Consider the following 10,619-nt stretch of genomic DNA (forward strand, 5'->3'; position numbering starts at 1 on the left):
CAGTGCAACACCTGCAAATAGAGGAACCGCACGCCGTGCAAGTAGACGCGGCAGCTGGCGGCGGACAAGCCGCGCTCCTGGACCAGATGATTGAAGAAGCGTTGCAGATCGTCGCTGCTCAAGGTGTCCGGCGGGCGGTGGAAATAGCGCGCCAGGTCGGTGATCACCGTCAGGTACGTAGTGTGGGTGCGTGGTGCGAAGCCATGCTGCCGCATGGCCTCGATCATCGTCTGTCGTAAGGCAGTCATCGCCATCACTCCTGTTCTCTGACCCACGTGGGTCAAAAAACAGTGTGGTTCGATGACGCAAAAGACAGGATGCGACGACAGCTACCGCGAAGCGGTTTAGTTCAACAGTGATTGGACTGCGCGTCCTGATATTGAATGAACATCCTGCGCGTTCAACAATATTATTTGACGCGCTTCATTTCTTCCAACTTATTGATTTCTCTATATCCCAAGTATAGCTCGACTACTTATGCAGAATTCGCGTGCCGGCTGCCTTTGCCGGTTTCAGTCATCCTGCGGACGCTCATTGGCGGCGGTGGCCGAGCTTCGGGCACGCTACCGCCCCTACCTTGCATCCTGCGATGGCGGCCGCCATCCATGCGGTAGTCCCTGCGTGCTTGGTGGCCGTCTCAGCGGCCTTAGAGAGTCAGGTTATGTGAGGGCGTGTCGATCCGCAAAGCGCCTGAGGCCAATTGCGATGAATGTCTTAGGCGGTTTGATCGGCGTCAAACAGCGCTGCCGAGGCGGGTGGCATGCGGGTGCTTGTGAGTCGCACTGCGCATGCATATGATAATACGTCTCAAAGTCACGATGTGTTGATGAACCATGAACGCAGTCACCCAGCGCCGGCCGCGCGTGCTGGTCGTCGAGGACGACCGCACCCTGAACGGCCAGATATCCCGCCTTCTGGAAGGCAAGGGCTATCGCACCCAGCAGAGCTACGCCGGGGAAGACGGCCTGCTCTCGGCGCTGGGCCAGCGCTTCGACCTGATTCTGCTGGACGTGATGCTGCCGCAGCTGGATGGCTTCCAGGTGCTGGATAGGCTGCGAAGGACCCGCCAGACGCCGGTGATCATGCTCACCGCCTGCGGCGCCGAGGAGGAGCGAATCCTCGGCTTCAGCCGCGGGGCGGACGACTACGTGCCCAAGCCCTTCGCCTTTACCGAGCTGCTGCTGCGTATCGAGGCACTGCTGCGGCGCACCCTGGGCAGCACCGACCAGCGCGCCGATCCGGCCGAGCTGAACGTCGGCCCGCTCGCGCTCGAGCGGGGCAGCCTGTCGGTGCGTTACGCCGGTGAGCCCATCGCGCTGACCCCGATCCAGTTCCGCCTGCTGTGGGTGCTGGTGCTCCACCAGGGCGAGGCGCTGAGCAAACCCTATCTCTACCAGGTGGTGCTGGAACGCGAGTTCAGCCGCTTCGACCGCAGCCTGGACATGCACCTGAGCCGCGTGCGGCGCAAGCTGGCGGAGGCGGGCATGGCGGCGGACCGCCTGCAGACGGTGCACGGCAAGGGATACTGTTTCCAGTGAACCGGCGGCTGCTATGGAAGCTGTGCGCCACCCTGGCGCTGGGCACCCTGGCGCTGGTGTGGGTGATCACCTTCCTGGGCGCCGAGACCGAACAGCAGATGAGCTTCATCGCCGAGCGCCACCAGCAAACGCTCAAAGCGTGGGGGCGCACCGCCGAACGCCTCCACGACGCCGGCGACGAGCAGGCCCTGGCGAGCTGGCTGAACGAGCTGCAGCAGCGCGAGAATACCTGGGCCGCCGTGGTGCGCTCGGATCTCCAGCCCCTGGCCGGCAGCGTGCTCACCCAGCGCCTGCGCGACGGCTTTCGCATCGGCCGCAGCGAGGAGTGGAAGATCCATCTCTACTTCGAAGAAAACCCCATCATGGAGACCACCTTCGCCGACGGCCACACCCATTTCCTGGTGCTACTGCCCCAGCGCATGCGCCCCGGCACCTATCTGCCCGAGGTGAAGCTGTTCCTCAAGATCGCCCTGCCCCTGGCGGTGCTGATCGCGTTGAGCCTGGTGATCTACCGCCACCTGATGAGCCCGCTGAGAAAGCTGGAACTGGCCACCCGGGCGTTCAGCGAAGGCAACCTGGGAGTGCGGGTGCGCGCTCTGCTCGGCAACCGCAACGACGAGCTCACCGCCCTGGCCGAAACTTTCGACAGCATGGCCGAGCGCACCGGTCAGCTGATCCTCAGCCAGCGCCACCTGATCGCCGATCTCTCCCACGAGCTGCGCACCCCGCTCACGCGTATCGACATGGCGGTGAGCTGCGTGGAAGAAGGCATCGAAACCCAGCACCTGTTGCCGCGCATCCGCCGCGAATGCCGGTTGATGCGCGAGCTGGTGGAAGACGCCCTGACCCTGGCCTGGCTGGAGAACGAGAAGCCCAGCCTCGACCAGGACAGCCTCGATCTCACCGACCTGCTCGACAGCCTCCTGGAAGACGCCCGCTACGAATACCCTGGCCATCGCCTGCACACCGAACTGCCGCACCAGGCGGAGATCGCCGACAGCAGCCAACGCGCCCTGGCCCAGGCCATCGAGAACGTCATCCGCAACGCCTGCACCCATACCCCCGAAGGCGGCAATGTCTGGATCGCCTTGAACCCGGAACCGGGCGGCTTTCGGCTCACCGTGGAGGATGAAGGCCCGGGCGTGGCGCCCGAGCACCTCGAAAGAATCTTCACGCCCTTCTTCCGCGCTGCCGGCGGCAGCGACAAGCCCGGCGGCCACGGGCTCGGGCTGGCCCTGGCACGCCGCCAGGTGGAAGCGGTGGGCGGCCGGATCGTCGCCGAGAACCGCGTCTCGGGCGGCCTGCGCATGACGCTGCGGTTCCCCGCCTGCCGGGCGGATCGAGGGACGGACCGAGAGAAAAGCGCCGGTACGTAACAAATGTAAAACCGTTTCACTTCGCGCGCCGTGCCAGCAAGAATGCGTCTCCGAAAATAATGATTCTCATCCGTGACGCTGACACTGGAGCGCATATGGAGTCTCTCGCACCCGCTGAAACACGCCATCCCGTCTTTCGCCGTCACGCCCTGTGCACGGCCATCGCCCTGCTGGCCGCCAGCCCGCTGGCGCTGGCCCAGGAGGAGTCCGCGGCACTCGCCCCCATTCAGGTAACCGCCGACCGCATCGGCGACAGCGATGCCATGGTGGACGACGACACCCTGCGTCGCTATCAAGCCGATGACCTGCAGGACATCTTCAGCGGCCTGCCCGAGGTCTCGGTGGGCGGCGGCGGATCGCCGGTGGCCCAGAAGGTGTACGTGCGCGGCCTGGAAGATACCCTGCTCAACGTCACCGTCGACGGGGCCGCTCAGTCGGGCTACCTGTTCCATCACCAGGGGCGCTTGATGGTGGAGCCGGAGCTGCTCGAGCGCGTGGAGGTCGCCGCCGGGGCCGGCGAGGCCACCAATGGTCCGGGCGCCCTGGGCGGCGCCATTCGCTTCGTCACCAAGGACCCGGACGACCTGCTACGCCCTGGGGAACGCGTCGGCGGGCTGTTGAAGACCGGCTACTTCAGCAATACCGAAGGCTACAAGGCCTCCGCCTCGCTGTTCGGCCGCCTCACCGACGACTGGAGCGCCATGGCCACGCTGGCCAAGACCGACCACGGCGACTACGAAGATGCCGAGGGCAACGTCCAGCCGTACACCGAAACCGAGGTGATCACCGGTTTCGCCAAAGTGGTCGGCCAGTTGACCGACGAACAGAAGCTCTCCTTCAGCTACGAGCGCAACGAGGACGAAGCCTTCCGCAAGCACCGCCCGCACTGGGTGCCCAGCTTCAAGAATCCGGTCTTCGATCAGGAGATGGTTCGCGAAACCGTCACCGGCAAGTACCGCTTCGATTCCGCGGACAACGACTGGCTGGATCTGGAACTGACCGTGTACGACACGGAAGCGTCACTCGAACATATCGACGGCCCCTACGGTACCTACCTCGGCACCCTCGACAGCTACGGCGTCGACCTGCGCAATACCTCGCGGCTGGGCGATCACACCCTGACCTACGGCATCGATCATCGCCATGACGAGGGCAGCCTCAATGCCGATCAAGAAACCGGCCATGTGACCGGGCTCTATGTGCAGGACGACTTCCAGGCCACCGACCGCCTGATACTCAGCGCCGGCACCCGCTTCGACCGCTACGAGCTCGATGAAGAGGCCACCGGCCAGGAGTTCAGCGAATCGGGCTTCAGCCCCAACCTGGGCATCAGCTTCGACGCCACGCAGCGTCTCAACCTCTACGGCGGCTGGGCCAGGGCCATTCGCGGCACCCAGGTCAAGGAACTGTTCGTTCTCGACCACATGGTGAATGCGCCCGACCGCAAGGAAGAGACCGCCGACAACTTCGAGGTCGGCGCCACCTACCGCCACGGCAACCTCTACCTGTCCGCCGAGGCCTTCGTCACCGAGATCGACGATGTCGTGGGCGAAAGGAACTACAGCGGCGTGCTCGAAAACCTCGGCGAGCTGGAAACCCGCGGGGTCAGCGCCACCATCGGCTACGACTGGGAGCGCCTGAGCGCCTCGCTCTCCTACAGCCAGTCGCGCCCGGAACTCAACGGCGAGCCGCTGAGCGACGACAACTGGAGCCTCGGCACCAGCGTGGGCGACAGCTGGGTGGCCAACCTCAACTACCGGGCCACCGACAGCCTCGACCTGGGCTGGAGCGGCCGTTTAGCCGAGCGCCTGACCGACGTGGCCGATGGCTACCCGGAGAAAGCCGGCTACGGCGTGCACGACGTCTATGCCCGCTGGCAGCCGCTGACCGATGACCGGCTGACGCTCTCGCTGACGGTCAACAACCTGCTCGACAAGCAGTACTTCGATCATGCCAGCTATGCGGTCTATGGCGACGTGGCGGCCGGCCTGCCGGAAGCCGGCCGGGACGTGCGCATGAACGTGGCCTACCGGTTCTGAGCGAGACCGAGGCACGGGGGGCGCCGCGGCGCCCCCCGTTCGTTGAACGGATAGGGACAGCACACCGATGACAATGCCATCTCACCGCCGGGCACGCGGCGCTCTGCTCCTGCTGCTCTGGCTGCTGGCCGCCCCGGCGCTGGCCGCCACCGTGACCGACCTAGCGGGGCGCACCGTGAACGTGCCCGAGCGTGCCCAGGCCATCGTGCTGGGCGAGAGCCGCTACATTCCCGCCCTGGCGATTCTCGAAGGCGAGCGGGTCGTCGACCGCCTGGCCGGCCTGCTGCCGGACTTCGAGCAGACCGACCCGGCCGGCTACGCCCAGTACCTGGCGCGCTTCCCGGCGCTGGCCGAGGTGCCCCGGGTGGGGCACGCCTCGGCCGACAGCTTCAGCCTGGAGAGCGTGCTGGCGATGGGGGCCGACCTGGCCATCTTCAGCCTCGAGGGGCACGGCCCCGGCGCACGCAACCGCGAGCTGATCGAGCGCCTGGAACGCGCCGGCGTGGCGGTGGTGTTCGTCGACTTCCGCCAGCAGCCGCTGCGCAACACGCCGCGCAGCATGGCCCTGCTCGGCGAGGTGCTGGGCCGCCAGGCCGAGGCCGAGCGCTTCAACCGCTTCTACCGCGAGGAGCTCGCCAAGGTGAGCGAGGCGGTGGCGGCGATTCCCGACAGCGAACGGCCCAGCGTCTTCCTGCACAGCCGGGTGGGCCTGCACGACGGCTGCTGCGAAACCATGGCCGACGGCATGATGGGACGCTTCATCCCCGCCGCCGGCGGGCGCAACGTGGCGGCACAGCGCCTGCCCGGAGTCAGCGGCACGCTCAACCTGGAGATGCTGATCGACGAGCCGCCGGACCGCTACCTGGCCACCGCCATCGGCTCGGCGGGTCGCCACGTCTCCGAGACCGAGCAGCCCTACGTGGTGCTGGGCGCCGGGGTCGACGAGGCCACCGCCCGCCGCTCCCTGGCCCGGGCCACCGACCGCCCGGGCCTGGCCTCGCTGCCCGCCATCCAGAACCCCGAACGCGCCTTCGCCATCTGGCATCACTTCTACAACACGCCGCTCAACGTGGTGGCGGTGCAGGCCTTGGCACGCTGGCTGCACCCCGAACGGCTGGCGCATCTCGAGCCCGAGCGCACGCTGGCCACCTTCTATCGGCGCTTCCAGCCCGTGGAACTGGACGGCACCTACTGGGTGCGCCTCGCCGAGGGCGCGCCATGAGTCTGGCGCCAGCGAATGCCGGCGGGCTCGCCGGCCAGTACCGACGCTTCGTATGGCGCCGGGTGCTGTGCCTGGCCGGCCTGGCGCTGGCGGCGGGCGCGGCGCTGCTGGTGGACATCGCCTCCGGCCCCGCCATGCTGGGGCTGGGGGACGTCGTTCGCGGCCTGCTCGATCCCACGGCGCTGGAAGCCGGCACCCGCGTGATCGTCTTCGACATCCGCCTGCCCTACGCGCTGATGGCGGTGGTGGTGGGCGCTTGCCTGGGGCTGGCCGGGGCCGAAATGCAGACGGTGCTCAACAACCCGCTGGCCAGCCCCTTCACCCTGGGCGTGGGCGCCGCCGCCACCCTGGGCGCCTCACTGGTGATCGCGTTCAACGTCTCGCTGTTCGGCCTGGCGGTGCACCTGCTGCTGCCGCTCTCGGCGTTCGCGTTCGCCGCCGCCGCCTCGCTGCTGATCCTGCTGCTGTCGCGCACCCTGGGCGCCTCGGTTCACGCCGTCGTGCTGTTCGGCATCGCGCTGCTGTTCGGCATCAACGCCGTGGTGGGGCTGATCCAGTTCGTCGCCGACGCCGAGTCGGTGCAGCAGATCGTGTTCTGGACCATGGGCAGCCTGGCCCGCGCCTCGCTGGACAAGGTGGCCATCGTGGCCGGCGTGCTGGCGGTGTGCCTGCCCTTCTCGCTGCGCAACGCCTGGGCCATGACCCTGCTGCGCAGCGGCGAGGATCAGGCGCGCAGCCTGGGCGTGCCGGTGGAGCGCATGCGCCTGCTGGTGCTGCTGCGGGTCAGCCTGCTGACCGCGGCGGCCATGGCCTTCGTCGGCGAGATCGGCTTCATCGGCCTGGTGGCACCGCACATCGCGCGGCTGATGCTGGGCGAAGACCACCGCTTCCTGCTGCCGGGCAGCGCCCTGGCCGGTGCCGTGCTGCTTTCGCTGTCGTCGATCGCCAGCAAGCTGTTGGTGCCGGGAGTGGTGCTGCCGGTGGGCATCGTCACCGCCCTGGTGGGCATCCCGCTGTTCATCGGCCTGATCGTGGCCCGCAGCCGGAGGGCCGCGCTATGAGCCTCGAACTGCAACGGCTGACGGTGGGCTACCGCCGCCAGCCGGTGTTTCGCGCCCTCACCCTGCCGGCCATCGAACCGGGCAGCCTGGTGGCGGTGGTGGGCCCCAACGCCGTGGGCAAGTCGACCCTGCTCAAGGGCATCGCCGGCCTGCTGCACGCCAGCGGCCAGGTGCGCCTGAACGGCCAGGCGCTGCACGAACTCGCCCCTGCCCAGCGCGTGACGCAGCTCGGCTACCTGCCCCAGCCGCTGCCCCAGGCCGTGCCACTGGTGGCCTACGAGACGGTGTTCAGCGCCTGCCGCGCCGCCCGGAACGGCGAGTCGCGGGCGGCGACCGAGCGCGCCATCGAGGCGGTGTTCGACACCCTGGGCATTCGCCAACTGGCACTGCGCCAGCTGGCCGAGATGTCCGGCGGCCAGCGCCAGATGGTGGGGCTCGCCCAGGTACTGGTGCGCCGGCCCCCGCTGATGCTGCTCGACGAGCCCACCAGCGCCCTGGACCTGCACTGGCAGCTCAACGTGCTCGAGGCGGTGCGCACAGCCACCCGCGAACGCGCTGCCATCGCCCTGGTGGCCAGCCACGACCTCAACCTGGCGCTGCGCTTCTGCGACCGGGTGCTGGTGCTCTCCCCCGGCGGTCGGGCGGAAATGGGGGCGCCCGAAGCGGTGCTGACCCCGGCGCTGCTGGCCCGAACCTACGGCATCGAGGCCCGCATCGAGCGCTGCTCGCGCGGCCACCCCATCGTGCTGGCGGACCGGCCACTGGCCCGGTAGCCGGCCCCTTCATCGAGGAGACGTCAACATGCCCGCCATGACCGCCACCGTCCCCACCGCCAACGCCGGCCGGCTGATCAACCGGCTGTGCAAGCACTTCAACCACAAGGTGGAGGCCCACTGGACCGGCGAGACGGGCCAGGTGATCTTCGCCATCGGCGAATGCCACATGACCGCGACGCCGCAAGCGCTGGAACTCAGCTGCCGGTCGCCCAGCCAGGCCGAGCTGGACGAACTGGGTCAGGTGGTGGCTTCACACCTGGTGCGCTTCGCCGGCGGCGAAGTGGAGACGGTGACCTGGCAGTAAGGGAGCGACGGCCGTGTGAAGGGCTTGGGGCCTCACCGCCGATGCCCCTGGCGCGACGGTTCGCACGAACTGCCGGTGTCCACTGCCACCTCCGTCTATACTGAATGCTTCCTGACCAGGCTTTTCCTCTGAACCGGCGATGGCGAAAGCCTCCATGGCGGCGGGTGCCCGATCAGGTGCCGTTCGCCGCCCGCACCATGAACGAGGAACGCCGTCATGGTCACGAAGATTGCCGTCATTCAGACACCGCCGGTCATGCTCCAGCGTGATGCCACTCTCGAGCGGATGCTCGAAGCCATCGACGAAGCGGCGCTGGCAGGCGCCTCCCTGCTGGTATTTCCCGAGGCCTACATCCCCGGCTATCCGACCTGGGTCTGGCGGCTCGAGCCGGGTGGCGACATGGCGCTTTCCAGCGAACTGCATGCGCGACTGCGCGAGAATGCCGTCGACCTGAGAACCGACCATCTCACCCCGTTGCAGGATGCCGCGGCCCGCCATGCCGTGACCCTGGTGGTGGGGATCAACGAGATCGACGGTCGTTACAGCGGCACGACCTTGTTCAACAGCGTCGTGACGATCGGCCCGGATGGCTCCCTGCTCAACCGTCACCGCAAGCTGATGCCGACCAATCCCGAACGCATGGTGTGGGGCATGGGCGATGGCAGCGGGCTCAAGGTGGTCGAAACCCCCGCCGGACGCATCGGAAGCCTGATCTGCTGGGAGTGCTACATGCCGTTGGCACGCCATGCCCTGTACTCCCAGGCCATGGAGGTGTTCATCAATCCCACGTGGGACTCGAGCGACACCTGTCTTGCCACACTGCGACACATCGCCAAGGAAGGGGGCTGCTGGGTCATCGGCACCGCCACCGCCATCCAGGGGCGCGATATCCCGGCAACCTTTCCCGAACGCGACAGGCTCTATTCGCCGGAAGAGTGGATCAACGTCGGCAATGCCGTGGTCGTCGCGCCCTCCGGCAATATCACGGCAGGGCCTTTGAACCGCGAGAAGGGGATTCTGTACGCCGAGATAGAGATCGAGACCGCTCTGCGCGCAAGACGCTCCCTCGACGTGGCTGGCCACTATGGCCGGCCGGACATCTTTTCGCTGACGGTCAATCGCAAGCCCCAGGCACCGGCCGCGTTCATCGACTCATGAGCACCCTATACCCGGCAATATCGCTGACCGAGACACGACGAGAAGGGCTTTCGAGTTCCAAAAGCTCGACAGCTTCCCCTCGCCCTTAATCCATCGAAACTTCACCCCGATGACACCGGCTGTCGGTGCAAAAGGCCCGGCGTGCGCTATGCAAGCAGTTGCGGAATGGAGGCGTAACCGAAATGCCGTAATCGTCGCCATGGCTGGCTTGGTTAGAAACTGATGATGGCTCCGCCATTACGTCAGATCCTGGTAAGGATTGTATGCAACTTCCCAGTAATGACCTTCCGGGTCTTGAAAATAACCGGAGTAACCGCCCCAAAAAACTTCTTCCGCTGGCTTTATGAGCTTAGCCCCTGCGGAAACGGCCTGGTTGAGTACTGCATCGACTTCTGACTTGCTGGCCACATTGTGAGCTAATGTAATACCTGAGAAACCACCTTGGCTAGGCATTGCCACCCCGATCAACCATGGCTGATCGCCAATACCTAGCTCGTACAAGGTTCCTTCCGGAACACGGTCACCGACAAGCTTCAGCGAATGACTTTCAGTCATGTACTCATAAATACCGGGATCAACTTCCGATACTCGCTGCACCGAAATTCGTAGATGTAGCGGGTATAACCCACCGGCCGATGGAACTGTTCTTTCATGATCTGAACCTGTTATTCCTTGGGCCGACCAAAGCAGTTGGGAAAGAAAACCCATTGGTAGCGGCGCCTTCGAATACTGCCTTATGCTGCGGCGAGCGCCAATACAACCAACTAATGACTCAGAGCATTGCAGTTCCGGTTCACCCTATGCGTCAACGTAGTTGTCACCTAAACGGATTGAGAGGTGATCAACATGCGTTACCCCGCAGAGCGTAAGGAAGCCATCCTCAAGAAGATGGCGCCGCCGATGAGCATAACCATCCCGGAACTGGCCGAGCAGGAAGGCATCACCGCGACAACCCTCTACAATTGGCGGAAACAGGCCAGAGCACGAGGACAGGTTTTGCCATCACGTTCGAACGAGCCCGACCAGTGGACCAGCCAGGAGAAATTCCAGATCGTCCTGGAGACGGCCCCGATGAACGAGGCCGAACTCAGCGCCTATTGCCGCGAGCGTGGGCTCTACCCCGAGCAGGTGGAGGCCTGGCGGGA

General features: G+C 66.0%; 11 protein-coding genes. 9 read left to right on the forward strand and 2 right to left on the reverse strand.

The genetic code is table 11. The features are described 5' to 3' along the window. A partial coding sequence (locus tag BLP96_RS19485; protein ID WP_176761582.1) for a site-specific integrase occupies nt 1–248 on the reverse strand: 248 nt, incomplete at its 3' end. Nucleotides 249–833: 585 nt separating this feature from the next. Between BLP96_RS19485 and BLP96_RS19490 the strand changes: the two genes are divergently transcribed. The 8 genes from BLP96_RS19490 to BLP96_RS19525 all read left to right on the forward strand — a co-directional run bounded on the left by BLP96_RS19490 (nt 834) and on the right by BLP96_RS19525 (nt 9,474). Continuing rightward, on the forward strand, nt 834–1,538 hold the full coding sequence (locus BLP96_RS19490) for a response regulator transcription factor (protein ID WP_089689197.1): 705 nt from the start codon (nt 834–836) through the stop codon (nt 1,536–1,538). After that, nucleotides 1,535–2,914, forward strand: coding sequence for a sensor histidine kinase (locus BLP96_RS19495; RefSeq protein ID WP_089689198.1), 1,380 nt, complete (start codon nt 1,535–1,537; stop codon nt 2,912–2,914). The genes BLP96_RS19490 and BLP96_RS19495 overlap by 4 nt, the downstream gene beginning before the upstream one ends. A gap of 95 nt (nt 2,915–3,009) precedes the next feature. Further along, a complete protein-coding gene (locus tag BLP96_RS19500; protein ID WP_176761583.1) occupies nt 3,010–4,953 on the forward strand; it encodes a TonB-dependent receptor domain-containing protein in 1,944 nt (647 codons plus the stop codon). Between the two features lie 67 nt (nt 4,954–5,020). After that, complete coding sequence (locus BLP96_RS19505) at nt 5,021–6,175, forward strand: ABC transporter substrate-binding protein (RefSeq protein WP_218118651.1); 1,155 nt, start codon at nt 5,021–5,023, stop codon at nt 6,173–6,175. Continuing rightward, complete coding sequence (locus tag BLP96_RS19510; protein ID WP_089689201.1) at nt 6,172–7,236, forward strand: FecCD family ABC transporter permease; 1,065 nt, start codon at nt 6,172–6,174, stop codon at nt 7,234–7,236. The genes BLP96_RS19505 and BLP96_RS19510 overlap by 4 nt, the downstream gene beginning before the upstream one ends. Next, entirely contained in the window at nt 7,233–8,009 is a 777-nt protein-coding gene (locus tag BLP96_RS19515; protein ID WP_089689202.1) for an ABC transporter ATP-binding protein, read from the forward strand. The genes BLP96_RS19510 and BLP96_RS19515 overlap by 4 nt, the downstream gene beginning before the upstream one ends. Nucleotides 8,010–8,037: 28 nt before the next feature. Beyond that, nucleotides 8,038–8,316 (forward strand): DUF2218 domain-containing protein, encoded by a 279-nt coding sequence (locus BLP96_RS19520; RefSeq protein WP_089689203.1) that lies wholly within the window; start codon nt 8,038–8,040, stop codon nt 8,314–8,316. A 216-nt stretch (nt 8,317–8,532) separates the two neighbouring features. Beyond that, nucleotides 8,533–9,474 carry a carbon-nitrogen hydrolase family protein gene (locus BLP96_RS19525; protein WP_089689204.1) on the forward strand — a complete coding sequence of 314 codons (942 nt, stop codon included), beginning with the start codon at nt 8,533–8,535 and terminating at the stop codon, nt 9,472–9,474. A 237-nt stretch (nt 9,475–9,711) separates the two neighbouring features. On the opposite strand, the gene BLP96_RS19530 is transcribed toward BLP96_RS19525, so the two are convergent. Beyond that, nucleotides 9,712–10,260 carry a VOC family protein gene (locus BLP96_RS19530; protein WP_340147984.1) on the reverse strand — a complete coding sequence of 183 codons (549 nt, stop codon included), beginning with the start codon at nt 10,258–10,260 and terminating at the stop codon, nt 9,712–9,714. Between the two features lie 60 nt (nt 10,261–10,320). Between BLP96_RS19530 and BLP96_RS19535 the strand changes: the two genes are divergently transcribed. Beyond that, the coding region (locus BLP96_RS19535) for a transposase (protein ID WP_143005131.1) at nt 10,321–10,619 on the forward strand (299 nt) is incomplete at its 3' end.

The sequence above is a fragment of the Billgrantia gudaonensis genome (assembly GCF_900100195.1).
Taxonomy (GTDB): Bacteria; Pseudomonadota; Gammaproteobacteria; order Pseudomonadales; family Halomonadaceae; genus Halomonas; species Halomonas gudaonensis.